Origin of the sequence: Sphingomonas kyeonggiensis (genome assembly GCF_030812785.1) — a bacterium.
Lineage (GTDB): Bacteria > Pseudomonadota > Alphaproteobacteria > Sphingomonadales > Sphingomonadaceae > Sphingomonas > Sphingomonas kyeonggiensis_B.
On record NZ_JAUSTJ010000002.1, the window covers coordinates 1 to 24,416 of the forward strand.

The 24,416-nt window shown below is 68.4% G+C and carries 27 protein-coding genes; 5 read left to right on the top strand and 22 right to left on the bottom strand.

Features of this window, described 5'->3' with window-relative positions:
• The first annotated feature begins 261 nt into the window (after positions 1-261).
• Positions 262-1,923 (top strand): DNA repair protein RecN, encoded by a 1,662-nt coding sequence (recN, locus tag J2W22_RS09405; protein WP_307118017.1) that lies wholly within the window; start codon positions 262-264, stop codon positions 1,921-1,923.
• A 133-nt stretch (positions 1,924-2,056) separates the two neighbouring features.
• Here recN and J2W22_RS09410 read toward each other — a convergent pair whose 3' ends face one another.
• The 5 genes from J2W22_RS09410 to J2W22_RS09430 form a co-directional block, all read right to left on the bottom strand.
• A complete protein-coding gene (locus tag J2W22_RS09410; RefSeq protein WP_307118018.1) occupies positions 2,057-2,350 on the bottom strand; it encodes a winged helix-turn-helix domain-containing protein in 294 nt (97 codons plus the stop codon).
• Positions 2,351-2,355: 5 nt separating this feature from the next.
• Positions 2,356-2,985: a hypothetical protein gene (locus J2W22_RS09415; protein ID WP_307118019.1), complete on the bottom strand. Its 630-nt coding sequence runs from the start codon at positions 2,983-2,985 to the stop codon at positions 2,356-2,358.
• Positions 2,982-4,193, bottom strand: a complete 1,212-nt coding sequence (locus J2W22_RS09420) for an acyltransferase family protein (protein WP_307118020.1) — start codon at positions 4,191-4,193, stop codon at positions 2,982-2,984. Before J2W22_RS09420 ends, J2W22_RS09415 begins: the two co-directional genes overlap by 4 nt.
• A 148-nt stretch (positions 4,194-4,341) precedes the next feature.
• Entirely contained in the window at positions 4,342-5,160 is an 819-nt protein-coding gene (locus J2W22_RS09425; protein ID WP_307118021.1) for a hypothetical protein, read from the bottom strand.
• A 66-nt stretch (positions 5,161-5,226) separates the two neighbouring features.
• Positions 5,227-5,508 carry a TM2 domain-containing protein gene (locus tag J2W22_RS09430; protein WP_307118022.1) on the bottom strand — a complete coding sequence of 94 codons (282 nt, stop codon included), beginning with the start codon at positions 5,506-5,508 and terminating at the stop codon, positions 5,227-5,229.
• Between the two features lie 257 nt (positions 5,509-5,765).
• Here J2W22_RS09430 and J2W22_RS09435 point away from each other — a divergent pair, with 257 nt between their 5' ends.
• A complete protein-coding gene (locus J2W22_RS09435) occupies positions 5,766-6,140 on the top strand; it encodes a hypothetical protein (protein ID WP_307118023.1) in 375 nt (124 codons plus the stop codon).
• Between the two features lie 220 nt (positions 6,141-6,360).
• Here the strand turns inward: J2W22_RS09435 and J2W22_RS09440 are convergent, their stop codons facing one another.
• From J2W22_RS09440 to tgt, 3 genes are all read right to left on the bottom strand, one after another.
• Entirely contained in the window at positions 6,361-7,392 is a 1,032-nt protein-coding gene (locus J2W22_RS09440) for a cell wall hydrolase (protein WP_307118024.1), read from the bottom strand.
• Positions 7,393-7,516: 124 nt separating this feature from the next.
• A complete protein-coding gene (locus J2W22_RS09445; RefSeq protein ID WP_307118025.1) occupies positions 7,517-7,843 on the bottom strand; it encodes a hypothetical protein in 327 nt (108 codons plus the stop codon).
• Positions 7,844-7,865: 22 nt separating this feature from the next.
• Complete coding sequence (gene tgt, locus J2W22_RS09450) at positions 7,866-8,996, bottom strand: tRNA guanosine(34) transglycosylase Tgt (RefSeq protein WP_307118026.1); 1,131 nt, start codon at positions 8,994-8,996, stop codon at positions 7,866-7,868.
• Between the two features lie 184 nt (positions 8,997-9,180).
• Here tgt and J2W22_RS09455 point away from each other — a divergent pair, with 184 nt between their 5' ends.
• The gene (locus J2W22_RS09455; protein ID WP_307118027.1) at positions 9,181-9,498 is read left to right on the top strand and encodes a cupin domain-containing protein; all 318 of its coding nucleotides are present in this window, start codon (positions 9,181-9,183) and stop codon (positions 9,496-9,498) included.
• Here J2W22_RS09455 and J2W22_RS09460 read toward each other — a convergent pair.
• From J2W22_RS09460 to coaD, 8 genes are all read right to left on the bottom strand, one after another.
• Positions 9,467-10,399: a bifunctional helix-turn-helix transcriptional regulator/GNAT family N-acetyltransferase gene (locus J2W22_RS09460; protein WP_307118028.1), complete on the bottom strand. Its 933-nt coding sequence runs from the start codon at positions 10,397-10,399 to the stop codon at positions 9,467-9,469. The two genes, J2W22_RS09455 and J2W22_RS09460, sit on opposite strands and share 32 nt — an antisense overlap.
• An 82-nt stretch (positions 10,400-10,481) precedes the next feature.
• Positions 10,482-11,552, bottom strand: a complete 1,071-nt coding sequence (locus J2W22_RS09465) for a calcium:proton antiporter (RefSeq protein WP_307118029.1) — start codon at positions 11,550-11,552, stop codon at positions 10,482-10,484.
• Positions 11,553-11,611: 59 nt separating this feature from the next.
• Positions 11,612-12,259, bottom strand: a complete 648-nt coding sequence (locus J2W22_RS09470; RefSeq protein WP_307118030.1) for an HAD hydrolase-like protein — start codon at positions 12,257-12,259, stop codon at positions 11,612-11,614.
• Positions 12,252-13,199, bottom strand: coding sequence for a cation diffusion facilitator family transporter (locus J2W22_RS09475; RefSeq protein WP_307118031.1), 948 nt, complete (start codon positions 13,197-13,199; stop codon positions 12,252-12,254). The genes J2W22_RS09470 and J2W22_RS09475 overlap by 8 nt, the downstream gene beginning before the upstream one ends.
• Before the next feature lie 43 nt (positions 13,200-13,242).
• Positions 13,243-13,761, bottom strand: coding sequence for an EF-hand domain-containing protein (locus tag J2W22_RS09480; protein ID WP_307118032.1), 519 nt, complete (start codon positions 13,759-13,761; stop codon positions 13,243-13,245).
• 85 nt (positions 13,762-13,846) lie between these two features.
• Positions 13,847-14,905, bottom strand: coding sequence for a tRNA preQ1(34) S-adenosylmethionine ribosyltransferase-isomerase QueA (gene queA, locus J2W22_RS09485; RefSeq protein ID WP_307118033.1), 1,059 nt, complete (start codon positions 14,903-14,905; stop codon positions 13,847-13,849).
• A 4-nt stretch (positions 14,906-14,909) separates the two neighbouring features.
• The gene (locus tag J2W22_RS09490) at positions 14,910-15,653 is read right to left on the bottom strand and encodes a peptidylprolyl isomerase (protein WP_307118034.1); all 744 of its coding nucleotides are present in this window, start codon (positions 15,651-15,653) and stop codon (positions 14,910-14,912) included.
• Positions 15,654-15,710: 57 nt separating this feature from the next.
• Positions 15,711-16,220, bottom strand: coding sequence for a pantetheine-phosphate adenylyltransferase (coaD, locus tag J2W22_RS09495; RefSeq protein WP_307118035.1), 510 nt, complete (start codon positions 16,218-16,220; stop codon positions 15,711-15,713).
• A gap of 107 nt (positions 16,221-16,327) precedes the next feature.
• Here coaD and J2W22_RS09500 point away from each other — a divergent pair, with 107 nt between their 5' ends.
• A complete protein-coding gene (locus tag J2W22_RS09500; protein ID WP_307118036.1) occupies positions 16,328-17,080 on the top strand; it encodes a hypothetical protein in 753 nt (250 codons plus the stop codon).
• 509 nt (positions 17,081-17,589) lie between these two features.
• Here the strand turns inward: J2W22_RS09500 and J2W22_RS09505 are convergent.
• Together J2W22_RS09505 and J2W22_RS09510 are read right to left on the bottom strand one after the other, a co-directional pair.
• Complete coding sequence (locus J2W22_RS09505) at positions 17,590-18,489, bottom strand: polyprenyl synthetase family protein (RefSeq protein ID WP_307118037.1); 900 nt, start codon at positions 18,487-18,489, stop codon at positions 17,590-17,592.
• An 8-nt stretch (positions 18,490-18,497) separates the two neighbouring features.
• The gene (locus tag J2W22_RS09510) at positions 18,498-18,743 is read right to left on the bottom strand and encodes an exodeoxyribonuclease VII small subunit (RefSeq protein ID WP_307118038.1); all 246 of its coding nucleotides are present in this window, start codon (positions 18,741-18,743) and stop codon (positions 18,498-18,500) included.
• A 110-nt stretch (positions 18,744-18,853) separates the two neighbouring features.
• Between J2W22_RS09510 and J2W22_RS09515 the strand changes: the two genes are divergently transcribed.
• Positions 18,854-20,236 (top strand): NAD-dependent succinate-semialdehyde dehydrogenase, encoded by a 1,383-nt coding sequence (locus J2W22_RS09515; RefSeq protein ID WP_307118039.1) that lies wholly within the window; start codon positions 18,854-18,856, stop codon positions 20,234-20,236.
• A gap of 121 nt (positions 20,237-20,357) precedes the next feature.
• On the opposite strand, the gene J2W22_RS09520 is transcribed toward J2W22_RS09515, so the two are convergent.
• Genes J2W22_RS09520 through J2W22_RS09535 form a run of 4 tightly spaced genes read right to left on the bottom strand, consistent with a single transcriptional unit; the run spans position 20,358 to position 24,376 of the window.
• Positions 20,358-20,720 (bottom strand): copper-binding protein, encoded by a 363-nt coding sequence (locus tag J2W22_RS09520; RefSeq protein WP_307118040.1) that lies wholly within the window; start codon positions 20,718-20,720, stop codon positions 20,358-20,360.
• Positions 20,717-22,411 carry a long-chain-fatty-acid--CoA ligase gene (locus J2W22_RS09525; RefSeq protein ID WP_307118041.1) on the bottom strand — a complete coding sequence of 565 codons (1,695 nt, stop codon included), beginning with the start codon at positions 22,409-22,411 and terminating at the stop codon, positions 20,717-20,719. Before J2W22_RS09525 ends, J2W22_RS09520 begins: the two co-directional genes overlap by 4 nt.
• A gap of 31 nt (positions 22,412-22,442) precedes the next feature.
• Positions 22,443-22,649 (bottom strand): hypothetical protein, encoded by a 207-nt coding sequence (locus J2W22_RS09530; protein ID WP_307118042.1) that lies wholly within the window; start codon positions 22,647-22,649, stop codon positions 22,443-22,445.
• A 41-nt stretch (positions 22,650-22,690) separates the two neighbouring features.
• On the bottom strand, positions 22,691-24,376 hold the full coding sequence (locus J2W22_RS09535; protein ID WP_307118043.1) for a GGDEF domain-containing protein: 1,686 nt from the start codon (positions 24,374-24,376) through the stop codon (positions 22,691-22,693).
• Positions 24,377-24,416: the final 40 nt, after the last annotated feature.

The following is a 24,416-nucleotide window of genomic DNA, read 5'->3' on the forward strand; positions in this document are numbered from 1 at the left end:
TGGTCGTGTTGATCCTGACCCTCGGCTTCTCCGGCGACCCTACCGACCCCCCCGCGCCCCCCCACCCCCCCCCCCCCGCCCCCCCCCCCCCCCCGCCGCGAAGCGGTCGCGTCAGGAAGGCCGCTGGACAGCGTCACGTCTCTTGCGCGTGGCGCCGCCACGCGACTGCGAGCCGTTCCTTGCCAGCGGCCTTCCTGACGCGATCACGGCCGTTGCGGGAAGTGGGTGCACACCCTTGGTTCCTGCGATAGGGGCAGGCGCATGCTGACTGCGCTGGCCATACGCGACGTCGTCCTGATCGAGGCGCTGGACCTGGAGTTCGGCGCCGGCCTGGGCGTGCTCACCGGCGAAACCGGGGCGGGCAAGTCGATCCTGCTCGATGCGCTGGGCCTGGCGCTCGGCGCGCGCGGCGAGACCGGGCTGGTGCGGAACGGCGCGAGCCAGGCGGTGGTGACCGCCAGCTTCGAGCCGCCGGCGCGGGACGGCGAGATCGCCAATATCTTCCACCAGAACGGGCTGGAGCTCGAGCCGGGCGAGCCGCTGATCGTGCGGCGCATCGTCAAGGCCGATGGCGGCAGCCGCGCCTTTCTCAACGACCAGCCGGCGTCCGCCGGGCTGCTGCGCGAACTGGCGCCGCATCTCGTCGAGATCCATGGCCAGCATGACGATCGCGGAATGCTCAATGCGCGGGGGCACCGTGCGCTACTCGACGCATTCGGGCGGTGCGATCCGGGTCCGGTGGCGGTCGCGCACAAGGCGTGGCGCGATGCCGAGGCGGCGCTGGCGGTGGCGCGGGCCGAGCAGGACGTCACCGAGCGCGACCGCGAATGGCTGGAACATGCTGTGGCCGAGCTGCGCGCGCTGGCGCCCGAGGCGGGCGAGGAAGAAACGCTGGCCGAGCGCCGGGCGAGCATGCAGCGCGGCGAGAAGATCGCCGGCGAGCTGCAGGGCATCGCCGAGCTGCTCGACGGATCGGAGGGCGGGCTGAGCCAGCTCCGCCAGGCCGCGCGAGTGCTCGAGCGGATCGCCGAGGATCATGCGGCGCTGGGCGAGGCGCTCGCCGCGATCGACCGCGCGATCACCGAAGCGGCCGAGGCGCAGGACAAGGTCGACAGCGCCGCCGAGGCGCTCGCCTTCGATCCCGCCGCGCTGGAAGCGGACGAGGCACGGCTGTTCGAGTTGCGCGGCATCGCCCGCAAGCACCGGGTGCAGCCGGACGAACTGCCGGCGCTGCTCGAGGAACTGGCCGGAAGGCTGGAACGGGTACAGAGCGGCGGCGCGGGGATCGCCCGTCTCGAGGCGGTGGTGCGCGAGACGCACGCCGCCTATGCCGATGCCGCGAAGACGCTTTCCGCCAATCGTACCCTCGCCGCGGCACGGCTCGATGCGGCGGTGATGACCGAGCTCAAGCCCCTCAAGCTCGACGCTGCGCGATTCCGCACCGTGGTCGAGCCGCAGGCCGAGGCGAACTGGTCGAGCTTTGGCATGGACCGGGTCGAGTTCGAAGTCTCGACCAACCCGGGCGCGCCCTTCGCGCCGCTGATCAAGATCGCCTCGGGCGGCGAGCTGTCACGCTTCATTCTGGCGATGAAGGTGGCGCTGGCCGAAGAGGGCGGGGCGCGGACGCTGATCTTCGACGAGATCGACCGCGGCGTCGGCGGTGCGGTGGCGAGTGCGATCGGCGAGCGGCTTGCCCGGCTGGCCGACACCGCCCAGCTGCTGGTGGTGACGCACAGCCCGCAGGTCGCGGCGCGCGGGGCCCAGCATCTGCTGATCGCCAAGAGCCATGACGGCATCGTCACCCGCACCGGCGTGACGCCGCTCGATGCCGCCCAGCGCCGCGAGGAGATTGCGCGGATGCTCTCGGGCGCCGAGATCACCGACGAGGCGCGTGCGCAGGCGGAACGGCTGATTGCGGCCTGAAGCCCTCTCCCTCTGGGAGAGGGTTGGGTGAGGGCGACGGTTCCGCTAGCGATGCGTCTGGAGCTGCGCGACCCTCATCCCTCCCACCCGCTTTGCGGGCGGGCCCCTCCCTTCTCCCAATGGGAGAAGGGGCTCACCCAATCAGCTTTCCCAGCGCTTCCAGATATTCCGCGAAGGCCTTGCGCCCCTTCGCGGTGATCCGCGCGCGGGTCAGCGGCTTGCGGCCCATGAAGCTCTTCTCGATCTCGACATAGCCGGCATCCTCCAGCTTGCGGAGATGGACCGAGAGGTTGCCCTGCGTCGCCTGGAGCAGCGCCTTGAGCTCGTTGAACTCCGCCGCCTCGGCATCGACGAGATAGGCCATGATCCCCAGGCGCATGCGCCCGTGGATCACGTCGTCGATCTTGCCGATGTCGAACTGGCTCATGGAAGTCAGGCGGTCTCGCGCTGGCCGGCGCGCATGAGGAAATAGCCGGGCAGGGCGAGCAGCCCCAGCATCGCCGCGCCCAGGATCAGCAGGAACAGCGGGATCGGCCCGCCCATGCCGAGCAGTCCGGCCAGCACCAGCGAGCAGAGGAACCACCCCGCCGAGACCAGCCCGTACCAGCCGCGCCGCCGCACCGCATGGGCGATGTACCAGATCGTGCCCTGCACCACGCAGATCATGATCGGGTGGAGCAGCCAGGTCCCCATGTTCTGGGTGCGGAAGGCGAGGAAGCCGAAGATCAGCGCAGTGCTCAGCGCCGCCAGCCCGCCGCCGCCGAACGCGGCGTTGATCGCGCGGGTGCCGACGCTGTGCTTGCTCATCCCCTTGTCGCGCACGGTGATGCGGATGATCGCGACGAGGAAGATCACCGTCGGCAGGATGCCTACCACCAGGTGCACCGCGACGGGCACCGGCACGCCGGTGGAGAGCCAGGACTGGATCAGGCACTGCACCCCGTAGCAGGCGCCGGCCCAGAGCAGCGCCTGTCCCAGCGAATCCTGGACCTGTCCGCTCTCGCTCATGAGCGCGCGGACGAATGCCAGGTCGTCGCGCGCGCTCTCGGTCGGGTCCTTCATGCCGCCTGCATCTCCATTCCGCTCCTAGCCGCGCGCCGGGGAAGCTTGCGCCCGTTCAGCCACTTGCCGATCCAGCTGTGCCGGACAAGCAGGTGATAGCTGGCGAGCAGGATAAGGAAAGCGCCGCCGGTGACGAGGGCGAGTTTCATAAAGGCGGGCGCCTGGACCGGATAGACCAGCACCTGCAGCGCCATCACCACCGGCAGGTGGACGAGGTAGATCCAATAGCTGGCATCGGCGACGTAGCGGATCGCCGGCCGCTCGCGGGTGAGGAAGCGCAGCGCGGCACCGGTCAGGCCCAGCGTCCAGCTCCACACCGCCAGCGCATAGGTGCAGGCAAGCGCGGTCTTGGCGCCACCCTCGGCGATCGGAACCACGAAGCTGATCGCGCCGAGCTGCCACAGGCACGCGCCGGTCAGCGCCAGCGCCGCGACCAGATGGACCGGGAACCAGCGGCGGATGTCGCCGAGCAGGTCCTGTTGGCGGTGGAGCAGCCAGCCGAACGCGAAGGCCGTGCCGAAGCCGATCAGCGCCGCGCTGTTGGGCAGGAAGCCCTTGTCGGGCGTCGGGATGCCGCCCCAGGGGAACCACAGGGGCTGCATCGACAGCGCGATGGCGAGCGGGGCGGCGAGCGCCACCGCGGCGAATGGCGTGGCGGTCAGCAGCCGCATCGCCCCGTCGGCGAGCCCGCCGTCGCGGTCGACCAGCCGGCCCAGCGCCCTAAGCGCCAGCGCGCCCGCATAGAACAGCAGCAGCAGGTACAGGAACCATAAATGGGTGAGCGGGAAGGTCTGCGCCGTCATCGGCGGGGGCGGCGCCTGGTTGGTCGGCGGAGTACCGCCGTTCATCACCACCGCGCCCCAGATGAAGGTGGCGACGATCCCGAACATCGCGATCGGCCAGAAGGCGAGCAGCGGCAGGCCGATGCGCGCCAGCCGGTTGCGGACGAAACCGCCGGTGCCGCGCCGCTCGAGCAGCATCCGCCCGAAAAAGCCCGCGATCAGGAAGAAGGCGGCCATGCGGAAGATATGGGCGACGAAGAAGAAGTCGAGCACGCCGCCGCTCTCCACGTCGCGCACCACCCAGATCTGGGGGCCGGGAAGGAAGGAGAGCGAGGCGTGGAAGGCGACGCCGAGCAGCAGCGCGCCGGCGCGGACGGCATCGAGCGCATGGAGCCGCTCGGGGGCCTGAACCTGGTCTGTGGTCATGGCGAATCTCCTCGGGCGACGTCCGCCCGCGAATCGCTGGATACGTGAACTAGTTTGTAATGTAAACTTGTTGGCGTGTTTCGGGTCGGCGCAGTAGGATACGCCTTCACGGAAACGGTGGAAGATCAGCGGACTGGAAGGGCAGCGCTCAGGCGGTGACGGCGCCGCTGGGCGGCGTGGCGCGGCGTCCCGCGATCCAGCCGGCATAGCCGATCCCCGCGCCGATCAGCCCGGCGGCGAAGGCGAACGGCATCGCCGGCAACTGCGCGAACTGGGCGAATATCTGCCGCCAGGCCGGAAGCGGGCCGAGGAACTGGAACAGCAGCGCCCCCAGTACGACCACCGCGCCGGCGAGGAAGAAGGGGCGGCCATGGCGTCCGCTGCGCAGCGCCAGGACGAAGGCGATCGCGGCGGTGAGCGCATTGGCAAGCTGGAAGCCGATGCCGAGCTTCCAGAAATCCTCAGGCCCATTGATCGCGAGCGGCGGCAGGATCGGCATGAGCCGGCCCAGGATCGGCGGCAGCAGGAAGATCACCGTCGCCAGCATGTAGCGGGCATGGATCTGGACCTGCCGCCGCGTGCGCAGCGCCGAATAATAGCACCAGGCAAAGGCCGCGACCGAGACGACATCGATCCAGGCCAGGCCCGGGGCGAACAGCGGATAGAAGGGCGAGGGCGCCTCGACGAAACGCTGGGCCATGCCGAGGAAGATCATCGATCCGCCGGCGAGGAACAGCGGGAACAGCACCAGGCTCGACGTGCCGAGCGTCCGGTGCAGCCGATTGTTGCCGGCATGGATCGTCCAGCTCTGCGCGATGAGGAGCAGCAGCCACAGGGTCGCGGTCACGCCATGCGCATGCATCTGCAGCGGTGCGGTGCCGATCGTGGCGAGATAGCCGGGCCAGAAGGCCAGTGCGGCCAGCGGGAAGATCGCGAGCAGGAACCAATGGGCGTGACGATACGGCATGCGACTGATCCCCCCGGCATTCACCTTCAGAATATCGCAGGTATGGGGGCAGTCAATGCGGGGAGGTCAGCCCCGGGTCAGCGCCCGCATCAGGTCGTGGCGGATTTCGTCCTGCTTCTCGCGGATCATACCGGGGATCAGTGCGGCGTCGACCAGCAGCCAGACGAAGCCGATCAGGATGAAATAGGACAGGATCTGCAGGATCGCCGACACCGGCTTGCCCAGATAGAAACGGTGCGCGCTGACGAACCAGAGGAAGAACCAGAACAGATAGGCCACCGCGATGCTCGGCCCGTCATTGGTCACGCGCTGTTCGACCAGCGTCATTTCGGCAATCGAGAGCGCCATCGGGTTCCTCTTGGTTTCGCCCCTGAATCTAGAGGCAGCCGACGGGGCGTCAATCGCTTTGCCTCGGCGCGGCCGGCAATCCGCACCGCTTCGGTACGTCGCACCGGGGACTCCTCCTCCCGAAGATGAACGGAACTCTGCGCCCCGCGACAGCTTGCGACACAAAAGCACAGGTCCGGGGACAAGGCTGCGACAGGCACTCGCCATAACGGTGTCAGGCCGCAGGGACGGCCAGGATTTCGAAGAGGAGCGTAGACATGAAGAAGTTCACCCTGATGCTCGCCGGCCTTGGCATCGCCGTCTCAGCCGTTCCGATGACCGCCGCGACGGCCGCGCCGCACCCGGCGCCCGCCTTCCAGGCATGGCAGTCGATCAATGCGCGCCAGGCCAATCTCGATCGCCGGATCGACCAGGGCGTCCGCTCGGGCGCGCTGACCCGGGGCGAGGCTGCCCGGCTCCGCGCCGACCTCAACGGCCTGGCACGGCTCGAGGCCCAGTATCGCCGCTCGCGTCCGGGCCTGACGCTCGCCGAGCGCCGTGACCTCGATCGCCGTTTCGATGCCCTGTCGGCACGGGTCCGCATCGAGAAGCACGACCGCAACGATCGCCCCGGCCGTCCCGGCCGCTGGTAAAAGGCTGACGGGTTCCCTTTTGCCCCCTTGGGGAACCTGACCAGGACGGGCTCCTCCGCAAGGCGGGGCCCGTTGCTGTTTGGGGGCAAGTAGATCCCTACTTCGTCACCCCGGGCTTGTGCCGGGGTCCACTGTGCCGCGAGGACGTAGCAAGCACCTCTTGTCCGGTATCCGCCTCCCGGTGGACCCCGGAACAAGCCCGGGGTGACGGTGGTGTGGGTCACCGCAGCGGCTTGCCGCTGTCCTTCCACTTGTCGAGAATCTGCGACTCGCCCTGGTCCATCGGCGAGACGCTCGGCGCGGGCTTCGGCGCGACATAGCCGCCGATCGGCGTGCCGCTCTGGGCATAGGCCGGCTGGATATTCTCGCGCGGCGTGGCGACGGGTGCGGCACTCTTGCCCGGCACGGCTGCCACCGGCACGGGAAGGGGCGGCGCTACCGGCGCTAGGTCCACCCGGGCATGCGGCTCGGGCAGCGGCTCGCCGCCGCGATAGGCCTGGCGGAAGGCATTGGCGGTGCCCCACCAGCCCTTCCAGCGATGGAAGAAATGCGCGCCGAACACCCCGGTCATCACCAGGCTGCGGTTCCAGGTCGGGGTGACGGCATAGGTGTGGTAGTGCGTCGCCATCCCCACCGGCGCGAACACCTGGCCGGCGAGCGCCGCGGCGGCGACGCGGCCGGCGCGGTCCCAGGCCGAACGGGCCGGCTGGCGGGCCATCGCGCCGTCACAGGCGAAGCTGAACTGGCAGCCGCGCTTCTCCGATCCCTGGAACACCACGCCGCACACGGTGGCGGGGAAGGCGGGATGGCGCACGCGGTTGAGGATCACCTGCGCCACGGCCCGCTGCCCGTCGTTGGGCTCGTTCGCCGCCTCGTAATAGATGGCGGTGGTCAGGCACTGGAGCGCCCGCGTCTTGTCGAGCCCGCTCCCCGCCAGGTGGAAGGGCAGGGCCGGCTGGATCGATCCATCGACGGCATTGTCGACCGCGTCGGCGGGGATCGGCATGTCGGGCAGGGCGGTGGTGCCGGTCGTGCCCGCGCCGACCGCGGCATCGTCGTCCACTGCGTAGTAAAGCGCGGCGCCGGGGAAATGGTCCTCGGCCTCATAGCCGACCGCGACGGGCTTCGGCTCGGCCTTGCGCGGCTGGGCAGGGGCGAGCGCCTGGGCGGAGAAGCCGGCGCCGATCAGCGACACGACGATCGCCGCCGCGAAACCGCGCGCCTGCATCTTCGAGAAACGCCGCCAGAACAAAGTTACGCCTACCCCGCTCGAGCCTTTCGCCCGGGCGCGGCATAGCCGATTTCAGGACGCGCTTCGCCCCCGGATTCTACCGCGTCCCACGGCGAAACACTTGATGGTTAAGGTAATTTTTAGACTAGTGCCCGCCGCCGGCCATTTTCGGGAAGAGCAGCAGGATCACCACCAGGTTCACCGCCATGCCGGCGATCAGCAGCGGCTCGACCGGCCGGCTCGGCACCAGATAGGAAGCGAGCGCGACCGAGAAGACGCCGAAAGCATAGGCATTGGCGGCGACCAGGGCTGCGGCCGCGCCCTTGTTCGGGATCAGCGCGGCAAGCACCATCGCGGCGCCGACGGCGAGGTCGGGCACCTTGAACAGCGTGCCGACCATGTGCCCGTCGAGCACGCGCCAGGCGGTGAAGCCGCCGACGATCAGCGAAAGCAGGCGAAGCGCCAGCAGCATCGGATACCCCTCTTGTCCCGGATCAGTCCCGCCCGCCATGATAAGCGGCGCGGAAGCCATTGGCGAATTCGGTCAGCCGGCCCGCCGCGATCGCGTCGCGCAGGTCCTGCATCAACACCTGGTAGAACCAGATATTATGCTCGGTCATCAGCATCGCGCCGAGGATCTCGCCGGCGCGGACGAGATGGTGGAGATAGGCGCGGCTCCAGCCCGCACAGGTCGGGCAGGGGCAGGCGGGATCGAGCGGGCCCTGGTCCTCGGCGAACTTGGCGTTGCGGATGTTGATCGGGCCGGTGCGGGTGAAGGCCTGGCCGGTGCGGCCGGAACGGGTGGGCAGCACGCAATCGAACATGTCGATGCCGCGCTCGACCGCGCCGACGATGTCGTCGGGCTTGCCGACGCCCATCAGATAGCGCGGCTTGGCGGGATCGAGCTGGCCTGGGGCATAGTCGAGCACCCCGAACATCGCTTCCTGGCCTTCGCCGACCGCGAGGCCGCCCACGGCATAGCCGTCGAAGCCGACGTCGAGCAGCGCGTCGGCGCTGGCCTTGCGCAGCCCCTCGTCGAGCGCACCCTGCTGGATGCCGAAGATCGCATTGTGCTCGGCATGGTCTTCGGCGGCTAAGAAGGCGTCGCGGCTGCGCTTCGCCCAGCGCATCGATCGCTCCATCGCCGCGGCCTGCACCTCGCGGGTCGAGGTGGTCGGGACGAGCTCGTCGAACGCCATGGTGATCGAGCTGCCGAGCAGCCGCTGGATCTCGATCGAGCGCTCGGGGCTCAGCATGTGGCGCGAGCCGTCGAGATGCGACTTGAAGGCGACGCCTTCCTCACTGCGCGTGGTCAGGTCGGCCAGGCTCATCACCTGGTAGCCGCCCGAATCGGTGAGGATCGGCCTGTCCCAGCCCATGAACTTGTGCAGCCCGCCGAGCCGCGCGACGCGCTCGGCGCCGGGGCGCAGCATCAGGTGATAGGTATTGCCGAGGATGATGTCGGCGCCCGCAGCGCGGACGTCCTGCGGCTTCATCGCCTTGACGGTGGCGGCGGTGCCGACCGGCATGAAGGCGGGCGTGCGGATTTCGCCGCGCTGCATGGCAATGGTGCCAAGGCGCGCCTTGCCATCGGTGGCGTGGATGGTGAACTCGAAACGGGGCATGGGAGTTGCCTTGGCGCGAGAGGCGAGCAGAGTCTACATCTCCCGCTCCCTTTGGGAGCGGGAAGGGGCCCGCGAGGCGAAGCCGAGTGGGAAGGGTGAGGGTCGTGCTACTTCTCGACCCTCACCCTTCCGCCGCTTCGCGGCTCCCTCCCTCTCCCGATGGGAGAGGGATATAGGAACAGGAATGATCGCCAATCTCCTCGCCGATCTGCCCGATGCCAGCGCGGGCGAAGTCTTCACCGAGCTGCTCGAGCGCCCCGGCATCCGCATCGAGCGCATCGTCTCGCGCGGCCAGTCGACGCCCGAGGACGAACCGATGGTGCAGGACTGGGACGAGTGGGTGCTGCTGCTCGAAGGCGCCGCCGGTATCCGGATCGAGGATTCGGCGGTGGTCGCGCTGGCACCCGGCGATCACCTGCTGATCGAGAAGGGTCAAAAGCACTGGGTCGCCTGGACCGCGAAGGACCGCGCTACGGTGTGGCTGGCGGTACATCTCGGCTGAGATCGAGCGACCAGGTCTCGCCCATGATCGGCTCGCCGAACCGGTCATGTTCCTCGGTGCCGACCAGTTCGAAGCCGTGTCCGTCATAGATCCGCCGTGCACTCGTCAGGATCGTGTGTGTCCACAAGTCCAGTCGAGCATAGCCCGCCTCCCGCGCGAACGCGATGCAGCGCCGGACCAGCGCCTCGCCGATGCCAAGGCCCCGGGCCCAGGACTCGACATAGAGCAGGCGCAGCTTGGCGACGCCGTCGCCGCCATCGGCGAGCATCACCGAGCCGAGCATCTCGCCGCCGCGCTCGGCGACCCAGCATTGCTCGCGCCCCGGCTGGAAGTCGCGCAGGAAGCCGGTGGTGACGTCGTTGAGCAGCAGCTCCATCGGCCGCTCCCAGCCATAATGCTCGGCATAGAGGATCGCCTGGCGGCTGGCGATCGCGCCCATGTCGCCGGGGCGGAGCGTGCGGATCGTCCAGGCACCGGCGCCGCCCTCGATCAGCGCGCGCGCCGCCGCGAGATGATGGCCGAGCAACGCGCCACCGCCTGGGCCGAGCGACTCCAGCTGGCGGCGGCTGTGGGAACGCGTCGCCTCGTCGAGCGCGTCGAATATTGTCTGTCCGGCGGGTAGCAGGGCGATCGGGCGCTGGCGGGCGTCCTCCGCGCCGCGTTCGCGCACGACCCAGCCGCGTTCCTCGAAGCGCTTGACCGCCCGGCTGACATAGCCGGCGTCCAGTCCCAGTATCTCCTGAAGTTCGCTCGCCAGCACGGGCTGGCGCCCGGCGATCTCGTAGAGCAGCCGCGCTTCGGCGACGCCCATTTCCGTGTCCATATAGTGCGGAGCGAGCACTGCGGCGAAGCGGGTATGGGCGCGGTTGAAGGCGCGGAATTGATCGACGGCATGTTCCATGGGCAGAAAGGTGCACTGATATAGTTGATTGAGTCAAGTATATCAGTGCGAGAAGGTGCCCGTCGGCGCCACTTTGGCGAACTTAGGGGACCAGAGTGGTGAAGACGAACACCCCGAAGATGACTAGATGGACCACGCCCTGCAGCACCGTCGTCCGCGCGGTGGCGAGCGACTGGGTGGTGACCAGCAGGGTCAGCGAGAGCAGCACGATGCCCTTCGAATCGAGGCCGAGCGCCAGCGGCAGGCCCTGGCTAAGCGAGAGCATCGCCACTGCCGGGATGGTCAGGCCGATCGTCGCCAGCGCCGATCCGAGCGCGAGGTTGAGGCTGGTCTGCAGCCGGTTGGCCATCGCCGCGCGCACCGCCGCGACGCTCTCGGGCAGCAGCACCAGCGCTGCGATCACTACGCCGACCACGGCATGCGGCGCCCCCGCCGCGGCGACGCCATCCTCGATCGACGGCGCCAGCGCCTTGGCGAGCAGCACCACTTCGACCAGGCAGGCGATGAGCAGCACGCCGGAGATCAGCGTCTGGCGGTTGCTGGGCGGCGGGGCATGCTCTTCCTCCGTGGCCTCTCCGCCGGGCGGGAGGAAATAGCCGCGGTGCCGCACCGTCTGGACCATCACGAAGGTCAGGTAGAGCAGCAGCGACACGATCGCGACGAAGGCGAGCTGCGAGGGCGCGTAATAGGGGCCGCGCTCTGCGGCGGCGAAATTGGGCAGGACCAGGGTCAGCACGGTCAGGGTGCAGAGCGTGGCGAGCGAGGCACTGACTCCGACCTGCTGGAAGCTCTGCTCGCGGTGGCGCAGCGCGCCGAGCAGGATGAACGCGCCGAGCAGGCCGTTGAGGATGATCATCACCGCGGAGAAGACCGTGTCGCGCGCCAGCGTCTCGGCGCCGGCCTTGCCCTGCAGCATCAGCGTGAGGATCAGCCCGACCTCGATCACCGTGACGGCGAGCGCGAGCAGGAAGGTGCCAAAGGGCTCGCCCACCTTGTGCGCGATCAGCTCGGCATGATGTACCGCGGCCAGCACGGTGACGATCAGCACGATGCCGAGCAGCAGCGCCGGGATGGAGGCCGTGCCCCCGAGCAACAGGCTGGCCGCGCCCGCAAAGGGGGGAAGCCAGATCCAGGTCCAACGCAATCGCTCCATGCCCGTCACTCTACAGGTCGGGCAGGCGAGTTCAACGACCAGCTGGACCGGTTCGGGCCTCAGCGATGCGCGGCGACATATTCGATGATGTCCTGCGGGGTGCGGAACATCACGTCGGGCTGCATCGCGGAGAGCAGCTCCTCGGCGGCATAGCCCCAGAGCACCGAGCCGGCGCGCATGCCCACCTCGCGCGCCGCATCCACGTCGCGGGTCTCGTCGCCGATCGCTAGCACCTCGTGCGGCTTCACGCCCATCTTCCGGAGCACGCGGCGGAACTTGGGCGCCTTGCCGAACAGCGAGGAGCCGCAGGCGAAGCAGTCGATCCGTGCGGCGTGCACCGGGCCGAGGATCTTGCGGGCATTGTCCTCGGCATTGGAGGTGACCAGCGCGATCTTCACGCCGGTCGCGGCGATCTGCTCGAGCAGGTCGGGCGTGCCGGGAAACAGCTCGATCTGGTGCGCGTTGCGGCCGACCAGCCGGCGGACATGGCGGGCGATCAGTGGCAGCTTCCACTTGGAGATGCCGAGGAACTCGATCACGTCGCGCGAGCTCTTGTTGCGCAGCATGTCCACTTCGCCCGGCTGGACGGTGCGGAATCGGAACTTGCGCGCCAGCTCGTCGACGACCGACAGGAACCAGTCGCCGCTGTCGCTGAGCGTACCGTCGAAATCGAAGATGACCAGGCGGATGGGCGCCGCGTCAGTCATGCGCGTGTCCATTCCCATGCATCCGACATTCTGCCCCGTCCCCCAATTCGATCTGAACGGTCGTATGATCGATCCTGAAGTCGTGCGCCAGCCGATGTTGCAGCGCGATGAGGAAAGCGTCGCCGGGATGCCCGTCCGGCATGATCAGATGCGCGGTGAGCGCCGCCTCGGTCGTGCTCATCGGCCAGATATGGAGATCGTGCACGCGCGTTACGCCGGGTAGTGCTGCGAGCGCGGCTTCCACCGCCTGCGAATCGATGCCCTTCGGCACGGCCTGCAGCGCCATGGTGAGCGATTCGGTGAACAGGCCCCAGCTGCTCCACAGGATCACGCCGACGATGACCAGGCTGATCACCGGATCGATCCAGTCGGCGCCGGTGAACAGGATCAGCCCGCCGCCGATCACGACCCCGGCGGAGACCGCAGCATCGGCCGCCATGTGGAGATAGGCGCCGCGGATGTTGACGTCGCCCTTGCGCCCGCGGGCGAAGAGCAGGGCGGTCGACAGGTTGATGACGATGCCGGCGCCGGCGACCAGCATCACCGCCAGCCCCGGCACGTCGCGCGGCTCGGACAGGCGCTGGATCGTCTCGAGCAGGATCGCGCCGACCGCGACGAACAGCAGCACGGCATTGGCCAGCGCGGCGAGGATCGAGGAGCCGCGCAGGCCATAGGTGAAGCGCGGCGAGGCCGGGCGCTTGGCCAGCTCGGCACCGCCCCAGGCGATCAGCAGCCCGAGCACGTCGGACAGATTGTGCCCCGCGTCCGCCAGCAGCGCCATCGAATGGGTGAGGAAGCCCGCCGTGCCTTCCACCGCGACGAACGCCAGGTTCAGCGCGGTGCCAATGGCGAAGGCGCGCCCGAAGTCCGCGGGCGCGTGGCTGTGGCCGTGATGGCCGTGGCCATGGTGGCTGTGATTATGCTCGTGATGCGCGGCCATCGTTTCCGCTCTTAGCCGGCTCGCGGCATGTGATGCTAGGACATCAATTCGGGCGGCGATCCTTCTTGCCCCGGCCCGGGCCGTTCGTCGCCTGCGGGCGGATGGTGACGAGCTCCTTGCGCTCCAGCACGCCGTTCTTGTCGGCATCGAAGCGGGTGAAGAGCAGGTCGAAGCGCTCGGCGATCTCGGCATAGGTGATCTTGTTGTCGCCGTCGCGGTCCACCTCGAACGGGCTCGGCACGGTGTTGCGGTCGCCCATCCAGCGCTCCTGCCAGTCCGAATAGGCGATATAGCCGAGCCAGCCCTGGCGCCGCGTGTCGACCGCGTCGAAGCTGCGCCGGAGCCCGGCGTCGAACTCGGCGCGGGTCACCTTGCCGTCGCCGTCCGCGTCGAAGGCGGCGATCATCATCGCGGCCGGCTCGACGATCACGGTAAAGGCCGGCTGCTGGCGCGTGCTGACGCCGATCGCCGTGCCGTCCTGCTGCGGCGTCGGTATCGAGAGCTGGCCCTGCGCAAAGGCGGGAGTCGCGATGAGCGTCGCGAGAGCAAGCAGCAGGCGCATCGGGGTCCTTCTCGAATCGCGGCGGCGAGAACCGCCGGCGCGCGGCCACCCAAGCCGCAATCTGTGGCGAAGGTGGGGCGGGCGCTCAGGGCAGGAGGAGCGAGGCATCGCCATAGGAGTAGAAGCGGTAGTCGCTGGCGATGGCATGGGCATAGGCGCCCTGCATCCGGTCGAGCCCCATCAGTGCCGAGACCAGCATGAACAGCGTCGAGCGGGGCAAATGGAAGTTGGTGACCAGCCCGTCGATCCCCTTGAAGCGATAGCCGGGGGTGATGAAGATCGCGGTGTCGCCTTCGAAGGGGCGGATCAGCTTGTCCTCGCCCGCGGCGCTCTCGATCAAGCGCAGGCTCGTGGTGCCGACTGCGATCACCCGGCCGCCGGCGGCGCGGACGGCGTTGAGGCGGTCGGCGGTGGCCTGGTCGATGCGGCCCCATTCGGCGTGCATCTTGTGATCCGCCGTGTCCTCGGCCTTGACCGGCAGGAAGGTGCCCGCGCCGACATGGAGCGTCAGCGTGGTATGGCCGACGCCGGCGGCATCGAGCGCCGCGAGCAGACCGGGCGTGAAGTGCAGCGCCGCGGTGGGAGCGGCGACGGCGCCGGGTTCGTTGGCGAACATCGTCTGGTAATCGTCGGCGTCCTGGACGTCGGTCGGGCGCTTCGAGGCGATATAGGGCGGCAACGGCATGCGGCCGCAGCGTTCGAGCAGCAGTTCGACCGGCTCGTCGCCGTGGAAGTCGAGCGCGAAGCTGCCGTCCTCGGCACGGTCGCCGGCGGTTGCGGTGACGCCCGCGCCGAAATCGACCGTGTCGCCGTCGCGCAGCCGCTTGGCGTTGCGGATGAAGGCGCGCCAGCGGCGCGGTCCCTCGCGCTTGTGGAGCGTGGCGCCGATCTTCGCCCCAGACGCGCTTTGCGCGTCGTCTTCCCGAGCTTCGCGGGTGCCTTCGAGCTGCGCGGGGATCACGCGGGTGTCGTTGAACACCAGGCAGTCGCCGGCGCGGAGCTGGCCGGGCAGGTCGCGGACATGGAGGTCGCGGGTCGCCTCGGGGCCGTCGAGCACGAGCAAACGGGCCGAATCGCGCGGGGCCGCAGGGCGCAGCGCGATCCGGTCGTTCGGCAGCTCGAAATCGAAAAGGTCGACGTTCACCGGATTATTGCGGCAGCGTCGCCTTGGTCTCGCCCGGCGGCAGCGCCTTGGGGGCGTCGGCCGGCAGGTTCGCATAGGGCGGCGGGTTGTCGGACTGGATATAGGCGTGGACGATCTTGGTCGGGTTCGCCGGCGGCTCGCCGCGCTGGATCTTGTCGACCCACTCCATGCCCGAGACGACGCGGCCGAACACGGTATAGTCGTGGTCGAAGGCCAGCTTCGGCATCATCATGATGTAGAATTGGCTGTTCGCGCTGTTCTCGGCATCGGTCTTCTGCGCCGCGGTGGCATTCTCCGGCGCGCCGCGGCGGGCGGCGGCGACGGTGCCGCGGGTGTGCGGCAGGTTGTTGAACTCGGCCGGCACGTTGGGCAGGTCCGAATCGCCGGTGCCGTCGCCCTTGGGATCGCCGCCCTGCGCCATGTTGTAGGGATCGTCGACCACGCGGTGGAAGGTCAGGCCGTCATAGAAATGGCGGCGGGTGAGCGTCTTGATGCGCTCGACCATCTTGGGCGCGGCATCGGGGCGCAGGCGAATCAGCACGCGACCGCCGGTCGACAGGTCGAGCACCCAGGTCTCGGCGGGATCGGCGGGCACGACAGCGGGATAGATGCTGTTCACATCCTCGGCGCCGACGCCCTTGAGCGGCTCGGCGACCGGCTTGGGGGCCTTTCCGCCGCCGCCCTGGGCGAGCGCGGGCGTGGCAATCATCATCAAGGCCGAAGCGGCCAAAGCGGCAAGCAAACGCATCAAATTCCCCACTCGGAATACACCCTCGATCGGACCGTCTAGCCCAATAGCGTGGGCTCAACCACTCCCTTTGCGACCGATCGTCGCGATCCGGGTAACCATCTCGTCGTTGACCGCGGGTGAGACGAATTTGCGGATGTCGCCGCCATAGAGCGCGATCTCCTTGACCAGCCGGCTGGCGATCGGCTGGAGCGAGACATCGGCCATCAGGAAGACCGTCTCGATCCGGTCGTTCAGCTGCTGGTTCATCCCTGCCATCTGATATTCGTACTCGAAGTCGGCGACGGCGCGCAGGCCGCGGACGATCATGCTGGCGCCCTCGCGCTCGGCAAAGTCCATCAGCAGCGAATCGAAGCTGACGACATGGATCTCGCCGGCGATCCCCTCGACCTCGCGCTTCACCATCTCCATGCGTTCCTCGACGGTGAACATCGGGTTCTTGGAGGGGTTGGTGGTCACGCCGATCACCAGCCGGTCGACCAGCTTCGCGCCGCGGCGGATGATGTCCATATGGCCAAGCGTGATGGGATCGAAGGTGCCGGGATAGACGCCGGTGCGAGTGGTCATGCTGTACCTCGTCTCAGGAACCCTCTGGACGTGCTGCGGGTGCGAAGCCGAGTCAAGGGCGGTGCTGCGCGCTTGCGGCACGCCAGGCTTTCCGCCAGCCTGCGGCCATGATCGACGATGTGCGTAACAACGCGGTGCTGGTGCTCGAGATCGGCTATTACGACGCGGCCGATGCGCGGACCTCCGGCACCGCGATCGAGCGGCTGGCCAATGCCTTTGCCCAGGAGACCCGGGCGGGGCAGAACCGCTATGGGCTGGAGCTGGTCCGCGTCGAGATCGCCAGCCTCCATGCCTGGTTCGACCTCGGCAAGACGATGCTCGACCTGTACGAGCAGCGCGCGCTGCTGGGCGGCTTCCTGCAGACGGTGGCGGTGGCGCTGGAGACGGTGATGAACGCCAGCGGCGGCCAGGTCGGCGGGATTTCCGCCTCGGTGCGCAGCTTCCTCGTCTCGCTCGCCGGGCCGATCGTGCGGAAACAGGCTTCGCACGCCAAGCTCTCGGTGCAGGGCGACAACAACATGATCATCTATATCGAGAACCTGCAGGCCGAGCGGATCGACCAGCTGTTCGACGCGCCGCGGCGGGTGCGGGGCGGGGGCGGGTTCGTCACCCAGGTCGAGAGGGCTCCGGAGGCCAAGGCGGATCTGCCCGCGCCGGAGGAGACCAGTGCGACTTTGCTCAACATCGCCGGCGCCTGGTATGCGCGCCCGGCAGGGTTCCAGGGCGTGATGCTGCCGGTCGCCGAGGGCGGCGTGGCGGTGGAGAAGCTGGCGGAGGCGAGGAGCTATACGGCCTCGGGCATGATCGTGCGCGAAGGCGGCAATCCGACGGCGTTCCGGGTGCGGCGGGTGGAGCGCTGAGGGGGTAGCTTGTGTCAGCCCCTCCCCCGACCCCTCCCGCGAGCGGAAGGGGAGCGATTGGGGCAGGCGCTCCCCTTCCTCGTTCCCCTTCCGCTTGCGGGAGGGGCTAGGGGAGGGGATGGTTGCCTCGGGCGGGTGCCGCCGCTCCCTATTTCGGCCGCGGCGCCGACTCGGCAAAGTCCACGAAGTTCACGCCCAGAGCGGGTTCTTGCGCGCGGAAGTTCACCAAGTTCGCACTAGTGGCGGGCAGCCGCGCAATATCCTTGCGTGGGCGGGGTCCTATTTTTCCTACGGCGTCAAAGAGCGGCTGGGTGGTGCCCGGCCGGAGGAAGGCAAGCAGGGGGAATCCTATTTTGCAAGGTGCGGGCGCCCCACCTTCCCGTCATCCCGGCAGAAGCCGGGATCTCGTGCGGCTCCTGTCCCGCGCCTTCGCCTGAGATCCCGACTTTCGTCGGGATGACGATTTGGGGCGGGATGACGGTTGTGAGGCGGGGTGGCGCCGGCGGGTTCTAGCGATCGCGTTCCAGCGTGTAGCGCGCGATGTCGCGCAGCAGGTCGGCTTCGACGCCATAGGGCTTGAGGTGGGTGATCGCCTGATCGACCAGCATCCGGGCCTGTTCCTTCGCCCGGTCGAGCCCGAGCAGCGAGAGGAAGGTCTCCTTGCCTGCCTCGCCGTCCTTGTGGAGCTTCTTGCCGACTAGCGCCTCGTCGCCCTCGGCATCGAGGATGTCGTCGGCGATCTGGAAGGCGAGGCCGACGTCGCGGGCATAGCCGCGCAGACCGGTGCGGCCCTCGGGCGGGATGCGGCCGAGGATCGCGCCGCTCTCCACCGCGCAGCTGATCAGCGCGCCGGTCTTCATCGCCTGGAGGCGGGTGACGGTGGCGAGGTCGAAGCTCGATTTCTCGGCCTCGAGGTCCATCATCTGCCCGCCCGCCATGCCGGCGGGGCCGGCAGCCTGGGCGAGCGTGCCCGACAGCTCGATCCGCACGAACGGATCGGGATGGGTCCGCTCGTCGGCGATCACTTCGAAGGCGAGCGCGTGCAGGCAGTCGCCCGCCAGGATCGCGGTCGCTTCGTCGAACGCCCTGTGCACCGTCGGCTTGCCGCGGCGGATGTCGTCATCGTCCATCGCCGGCAGGTCGTCGTGGATCAGCGAATAGACATGGATGCATTCGAGCGCGAGCGCGGTGCGGGCGATGCAATTGCGGTCGACGCCGAACAGCTGCGCGGTCGCCGAGACGAGCAGCGGCCGCAGTCGCTTGCCCCCGCCGATCGCGGCGTGGCGCATCGCCTCGTACAGCCCCTTGCGCGGATCGCCGGGCACGGCCAGCAACAGGTCGAACTGGCGGTCCATCTCCGCCGAGACCTGCTTGAGCGCCGCCTGCAGCGCGAGGGAGGCCTGCGCCATGTCCGGGATCAGCCGGCGGCGAAGGGCGTGGTGCCGGCGGCGCGGCCTTCGGCATCGGTGCGGATCGCCTCGATCCGCGCCTGCGCCGCATCGAGCCGCGCGGCGCATTGCCGGCGCAGCCGGTCGCCGCGCTCGTACAGGTCGATCGCTTCCTGGAGCTGGGCCTCGCCGCTCTCCAGCCGTGCGACGATGCGCTCCAGTTCCTTCAGCGCTTCCTCGAACGAAAGCGCGGTGACGTCCGCTTCTTCTGCCATGGCGACGCTATGCGCCGGGCTTGGGCCGGAAGGCAACCTGCCATGGTATGATTGCAACCATGCATCCGCCGCCCTAGCTCCACGTTACCTCGGCTGAAGGAGACGCGCGCATGTTCACCAGCATCAATCCCGCCACCGGAGAGACGGTTGATACCCATGAGGCGCTCGATGCGGACGGGATCGAGATGGCGCTGGCCCGCGCCGATGCCTGTTTCCGCTCATGGCGCGATTCGCCGCTGGAGCGCCGCACCGAGCTGCTGACGAAGATCGCGGATGCCTGGGAGGCCAACAAGCAGCACCTTGCCGAGACCGCGACCAGGGAGATGGGCAAGACGCTGGCGAGCGCGATCGCCGAGGTGGAGAAGTGCATCAGCGGCTTCCGCCATTATGCCAAGGCCGGCCCGTCCTATCTGGAGCCGACGACCGTGCAGACCGCGAGCGGCCATGCCGTGGCGCGCTGGCTGCCGATGGGGCCGGTGCTGGCGGTGATGCCGTGGAACTTCCCTTATTGGCAGGTGATCCGCTTCCTCGCGCCGACGATCATGGCGGGCAATGTCGCGCTGCTGAAGCATGCCTCGAACGTGCAGGGCTGCGCAGCCCTGATCCAGCAGATGATGGGTGCGGCGGGCGCGCCGGACGGGCTGTTCCAGAACCTCGCCATCAAGTCCGACAAGGTCGCCGCGATCATCGCCGACAAGCGGGTGGTGGCGGTGACGCTGACCGGCAGCGAAGGCGCCGGCGCGCAGGTCGCCCAGGCCGCAGGGCGTGCGCTGAAGAAGGTGGTGCTGGAGCTGGGCGGATCGGACCCGCTGATCGTGATGCCCTCGGCCGATCTCGACCTGGCGGCGAAGACCGCGGTCACGGCGCGCGTGCAGAATGCCGGGCAGAGCTGCATCTGCGCCAAGCGGATGATCGTGCATGCCGACGTGTATGAGGCGTTCCTCGAGAAGTTCGAGGCGGGGATGAAGGCGGTGAAGATCGGCGACCCGATGGAGAGGGAGACGGGCATGGGCCCGCTCTCCAGCGTCGCCCAGCGCGATACGGTGCTGGAGCAGGTGGCGCGTGCCGTCAGCGAAGGCGCGACGCTGCGCTTCGGGGCGGAGAAGATTGAGAAGGAAGGCGCCTGGATGACGCCGGGCGTGCTGACCGACATGGATCCGGAGAGCGACGTGGCGAAGGAGGAAGTCTTCGGACCTGTAGCGGCGGTCTACAAGGTCGCCGATATCGATGCGGCGATCGCGCTGGCCAATGACGTGCCCTACGGGCTCGGCTCGGCGGTGTGGACGACGGACGAGGCCGAGATCGAGCGGTTCGTGCGCGACATCCAGTCGGGCATGACCGCGGTCAATTCGCTGCTCGCCTCGACGCCCGAGGCGCCGTTCGGCGGGGTGAAGCTGTCGGGGCATGGCCGCGAGCTGGGGCCGTGGGGCATGCACGAGTTCATGAACCTGAAGGCGGTGATGTTCGGCAAGGATGTGGTGGCGGGGGATTGAGTAGCAATAGCCCCTCCCCTTCAGGGGAGGGGTTGGGGTGGGGGCTGTCAACGGGCTCCCGGTCTCGATGAGATACATGCCCCACCCCAAACCCCTCCCCTGAAGGGGAGGGGCTTAGGAGTTAGCTCACCACGAACTTCCCCGTCATGCCGAAGCTGGCATGGAGCAGGTGGGTGCATTTGATCGGGTAGCTGCCTGCCTTGGGCGCAGTGAAGTGGAGGTCGACGGCGCGGTCGCTGTCCAGCTCGATCTTGCCGTCCTTGAGCTTCGCGCGGTCCGCGGCGGGCATCGTCGCGGCGGCGAAGAAGTCCCTTGCCGCGAAGCTGTGGCCGCCGCTGCTGGTCAGGTGCAGGACGTAGCTCTGGCCGTGGACCAGCGCGATCGTCGCGGGCGTGAACTTGAAGTTGGACAGCGCGACGTCGATCCGCTGCTCGTGCGCGGGGGCCGCGAGGGTCAGTGCCAGAAGCGCCAGCAGCGTCTTCATGCCTGTTCTCCCTGCATTTCCTTCAGCAGGTCCTTGCGGCTGAGCTTGCCGATCATCGTCTTGGGCAGGGTCTCGCGGACCACCACCTCGGACACGCGCTCATGCTTGCCGAGCTTGCCGTTGAGCCAGGCGCAGATCTCGGGCCCGCTCACGTCCGAGCCTTCGTCGAGCGTGACATAGGCGTGGGGCAGCTCGCCATGATAGGCGTCGGGCAGGCCGATCACGAGCGCCTCCTTCACTGCCGGATGCTGGTAGAGCACCGCCTCGATCTGGCTGGGGAAGACCTTGAAGCCGCCGACCGCGATCATGTCCTTCAGCCGGTCGACGATCTTGATATAGCCGTCCTCATCGATCAGCCCGACATCGCCGGTGCGCAGCCAGTGCGGCTCGCCATCGACCGTGACGAACACCTCGGCATCGGCATCGGGGCGATTCCAGTAACCCTGCATGATCTGCGGGCCATGGACGACGATCTCGCCGGGCTCGCCCTCGGGCGGCGGGCGGGTCGGGTCTTCCTTGTCGACCAGCTTGACGCGGGTGCCCTGGAGCGGCTGGCCGATCGTGCCGGGCTTGTTGAGGCCGACATAGGGATTGGTGCAGACCACGCCCGAGCTTTCGGAGAGGCCATAGCCTTCGATCACGCGGGCGCCGGTGATCTTCTCCCATTCCTCCTTGAGCTGGGCGGGAAGCGGGGCGCCGCCCGAGATGCAGTAGCGCAGCGAGGCGAAGTCGGACGGCTTCATGCCCGGCGCGTCGAGCAGCGCCTGGTACATGGTCGGCACGCCGGGCAGCGCGCGCGGCTGGGTGCGGCGCAGCTCGGCCAGTGCCTGCTTGGCGTTGAAGCGCGGCAGCATCGCGATCTCGCCACCGGTCACCACGGTGCGGTTGAGCACGCAGGTATTGGCGAAGACGTGGAAGAAGGGGAGGACGCCCAGCACCTTGTCCTTGGCCGTGCCCATCTCGGGATCGAGCCGGGCGACCTGGCGGGCATTGGCCGAGAGATTCTGGTGGGTCAGCACCGCGCCCTTGGGGGTGCCGGTGGTGCCGCCGGTATACTGGATCAGCGCGACGTCCTTCTCGGGATCGATCTTCGGCGCGTCGCAGATGCCGTTGTTGGCGATCAGCTTGGAGAAGGCGAGGATGCGCTCGTCATGCGGGCGCTGCGCCACTTCGGCGCCACGGAACAGCCGGTAGAAGAGCGACTTGGCCGCGGGCAGCGCACCGGCGACCGACCCGACCACCAGCCGCTCGAGATCGCTCTGCTCGAGCACCTTGAGCGCGGTCGGCAGCAGCGCCGAGGCGGAGATGGTGAAGAGCAGCCGGGTGCCCGAATCGGCGACCTGGTGGCTCAGCTCCTCGACCGTGTAGAGCGGCGAGAAATTGACCACCGTCGCGCCGAGCTTGAGGATGCCGTAATAGGCGGCGACATAATGCGGCACGTTGGGCAGGAAGAGCCCGATCCGGTCGCCTGGACCATAGCCCAGCGCCTTGAGGCCGCAGGCCACGCGGTTGGCGCCGTCCAGCGTCTCGCCATAGCTGTAGTGCCGGCCCATGAAATCGAGCAGCGGGGCCTGGGGGTGGGCGCGGGCGCTCGCCTCGAACAGATCGACCATGGACTGGGGCGGGAAGGGCGTGTCCCAGGCACCGGGATGGTTGTACGCGGTACGCCAGATCTGTTCGGGGTCAGTCATTGACACTGGTGTAAGCAAGCCTTTTCGGGGGTCAAGTCGTAAGCCGCTTGCTCCAGGTGACGAGCACGGAAATCGCGAAGATGCCGATATCGACGACCGCCTCGACCCGTTGCGGCGTGAGGTCGTCCACGCGGTGCATGTGGATGGCGATGTCGGCGCGGCGATCGAGGGATGCGAAGGCAAGCAGCGCAAGCGCGGCAAGCGCCCCGATGGCGATCTTCCTGGCTCGTCCCGACATGGTGAATCCCATACGCCGGGCAGCGGCGCCGGGCAAGCGGATCAGGCGGCTTCGCGGTGGGCCGAGCGCGCGCGGTCGCGGCCGGCGGACTTGGCTTCGAACAGCGCGATGTCGGCGCCGCGATAGAGAGTCTTCCAGTCGATATCGCCGGTCAATGGGCCGGTGCAGCCGCCGATGCTGGCGGTGACCTTCAGGTCGAAGGGCATGCGGGTGGCGCGCAGCCGGGCGAGCAGCTGCTCGGGCTCGATTCGCGCATCGACCGAAGACAGGATGGCGAATTCCTCGCCGCCCATCCGGGCGACTAGCGTGCCGGCGGGGGCGGCGTGGCGCAGCGTGCGGGCGAACAGGCGCAGCACCTCGTCGCCGCCGTCATGGCCGAGCGTCTCGTTGACGCGCTTGAAATGATCGATGTCGGCGATGAGCAATTGCTGCTCGCCCGGCCGGCCGATCGCCTGGGCAAGGAAGGCGCGGCGGTTGAGCAGGCCGGTGAGCGGATCGGTATCGGCCAGGCGGCGGGCCATCACCTCGCTGGCGATGGCGTCGTCGCGCTCGTCGCGCAGCAGCTTGATGCGATAGGCGATGGCGAGGCTCGACATCAGCGCCTCGAGCGCCATCGACAGCAGGGTCGAATTGTCGAGCCAGAAGTTCCACTCGATGAGGTGGAAATTGGCGAGCGTGCGCAGCAGCGAGGTGAGGATCGGTGCCCCCCAGCCGATCGCGAACAGCCAGAGATAGTTGGAGCGCACCTGCCAGGCCCGCCACAGGGTCGGCCCGACCACTGCGCCGAGCAGCAGGAAGGTGGTGGTGAAGGCGGCGTCGACGATCTGGACGTTGAGCGGGGCGAAGCAGAAGACCAGCAGCCCGACGCCCAGCAGCGCGCCCGCCACGACATAGACGAAGCGGCCGAGCCAGCCGGTGAACACCGCCTCCTCGAAGAAGCTGCGCGCGAAGATCAGCGCGCTGGCGCCGGTGAAGCCGAGCAGGAGATAGTTGAGCCGCAGCCGATCGTTGTTGACGATGTCCGGAAAGGCCCAGGCGAGCGCGCCCGAGGACGAGAAGACATAGCCGAGCAGCCCCAGCGCCATCACGCAATAATAGAGCTGGAACCGGTGGCGCAGCGCCCCCCACAGCGCGAGATTATAGACGAGCAGCCCGAGGCACAGGCCACCGAACCCGGCATAGAGTGCGGTGAGGGCGATGGTGGCGCGCTGGCTCTCGGTGCCGGTCACCAGCCGGGTGCCGAGCATGATGCCGCGCATGTTCGCCGAACCCTCGACATGCCAGAGCAGGCGGACGACCTTGGCCTCGCGCCGCTCGATCTGGATCTCGCCGACCGCGCCGAGTTGGATCCAGGGGGTGATGCCGCGCGCATCGGTGCGCTGGCTGAACATCCGCCCATCGGCATAGAGGGTGTGCATTGCCATGCCCTGCTGCCACAGGCTGGCGAAGCGCGCGAACAGGCGGGCGCCGGGGCGCGAGCTCTGGTCGATATCGCCCGAGATCACCCAGAAACTGCCGGGGCCGAGCTTGTACTGCCGGGTGGTGCAGTCGAAGCGTTCGGGATGCTGGATCAGCTCCGCGGGGTTCATGCCGCCGGTGTCGCGCAGCACGCAGATGTCGAGCGCCCGCCCGACATTGCCCTGGGCATTTGCGGGCACGGCGATGCCCAGCAGCGCGATCAACGCGCCGACAAGGACGGACAGCCGCAGGAGACGCAACGCCAGCATGGCGCAGGCCTAGCCCAACATGACAAACAACCCGTAAAGA

What these genes read in the sequence shown, in the direction of transcription:
- J2W22_RS09505 (WP_307118037.1), bottom strand. Translation starts at nt 18,489, where the DNA reads ATGGCGCAGGCCTCCCTCGCGCTGCAGGCGGCGCTCAAGCAGGTCTCG.
- J2W22_RS09435 (WP_307118023.1), top strand. Translation starts at nt 5,766, where the DNA reads ATGAAGAAGTTCACCCTGATGCTCGCCGGCCTTGGCATCGCCGTCTCA.
- J2W22_RS09430 (WP_307118022.1), bottom strand. Translation starts at nt 5,508, where the DNA reads ATGGCGCTCTCGATTGCCGAAATGACGCTGGTCGAACAGCGCGTGACC.
- J2W22_RS09410 (WP_307118018.1), bottom strand. Translation starts at nt 2,350, where the DNA reads ATGAGCCAGTTCGACATCGGCAAGATCGACGACGTGATCCACGGGCGC.
- J2W22_RS09420 (WP_307118020.1), bottom strand. Translation starts at nt 4,193, where the DNA reads ATGACCACAGACCAGGTTCAGGCCCCCGAGCGGCTCCATGCGCTCGAT.
- J2W22_RS09415 (WP_307118019.1), bottom strand. Translation starts at nt 2,985, where the DNA reads ATGAAGGACCCGACCGAGAGCGCGCGCGACGACCTGGCATTCGTCCGC.
- J2W22_RS09425 (WP_307118021.1), bottom strand. Translation starts at nt 5,160, where the DNA reads ATGCCGTATCGTCACGCCCATTGGTTCCTGCTCGCGATCTTCCCGCTG.
- J2W22_RS09455 (WP_307118027.1), top strand. Translation starts at nt 9,181, where the DNA reads ATGATCGCCAATCTCCTCGCCGATCTGCCCGATGCCAGCGCGGGCGAA.
- J2W22_RS09530 (WP_307118042.1), bottom strand. Translation starts at nt 22,649, where the DNA reads ATGTCGGGACGAGCCAGGAAGATCGCCATCGGGGCGCTTGCCGCGCTT.
- J2W22_RS09520 (WP_307118040.1), bottom strand. Translation starts at nt 20,720, where the DNA reads ATGAAGACGCTGCTGGCGCTTCTGGCACTGACCCTCGCGGCCCCCGCG.
- J2W22_RS09525 (WP_307118041.1), bottom strand. Translation starts at nt 22,411, where the DNA reads ATGACTGACCCCGAACAGATCTGGCGTACCGCGTACAACCATCCCGGT.
- J2W22_RS09500 (WP_307118036.1), top strand. Translation starts at nt 16,328, where the DNA reads ATGATCGACGATGTGCGTAACAACGCGGTGCTGGTGCTCGAGATCGGC.
- J2W22_RS09490 (WP_307118034.1), bottom strand. Translation starts at nt 15,653, where the DNA reads ATGCGTTTGCTTGCCGCTTTGGCCGCTTCGGCCTTGATGATGATTGCC.
- J2W22_RS09475 (WP_307118031.1), bottom strand. Translation starts at nt 13,199, where the DNA reads ATGGCCGCGCATCACGAGCATAATCACAGCCACCATGGCCACGGCCAT.
- J2W22_RS09510 (WP_307118038.1), bottom strand. Translation starts at nt 18,743, where the DNA reads ATGGCAGAAGAAGCGGACGTCACCGCGCTTTCGTTCGAGGAAGCGCTG.
- J2W22_RS09465 (WP_307118029.1), bottom strand. Translation starts at nt 11,552, where the DNA reads ATGGAGCGATTGCGTTGGACCTGGATCTGGCTTCCCCCCTTTGCGGGC.
- J2W22_RS09480 (WP_307118032.1), bottom strand. Translation starts at nt 13,761, where the DNA reads ATGCGCCTGCTGCTTGCTCTCGCGACGCTCATCGCGACTCCCGCCTTT.
- J2W22_RS09445 (WP_307118025.1), bottom strand. Translation starts at nt 7,843, where the DNA reads ATGCTGCTGGCGCTTCGCCTGCTTTCGCTGATCGTCGGCGGCTTCACC.
- J2W22_RS09460 (WP_307118028.1), bottom strand. Translation starts at nt 10,399, where the DNA reads ATGGAACATGCCGTCGATCAATTCCGCGCCTTCAACCGCGCCCATACC.
- recN (WP_307118017.1), top strand. Translation starts at nt 262, where the DNA reads ATGCTGACTGCGCTGGCCATACGCGACGTCGTCCTGATCGAGGCGCTG.
- tgt (WP_307118026.1), bottom strand. Translation starts at nt 8,996, where the DNA reads ATGCCCCGTTTCGAGTTCACCATCCACGCCACCGATGGCAAGGCGCGC.
- J2W22_RS09515 (WP_307118039.1), top strand. Translation starts at nt 18,854, where the DNA reads ATGTTCACCAGCATCAATCCCGCCACCGGAGAGACGGTTGATACCCAT.
- J2W22_RS09470 (WP_307118030.1), bottom strand. Translation starts at nt 12,259, where the DNA reads ATGACTGACGCGGCGCCCATCCGCCTGGTCATCTTCGATTTCGACGGT.
- coaD (WP_307118035.1), bottom strand. Translation starts at nt 16,220, where the DNA reads ATGACCACTCGCACCGGCGTCTATCCCGGCACCTTCGATCCCATCACG.
- J2W22_RS09535 (WP_307118043.1), bottom strand. Translation starts at nt 24,376, where the DNA reads ATGCTGGCGTTGCGTCTCCTGCGGCTGTCCGTCCTTGTCGGCGCGTTG.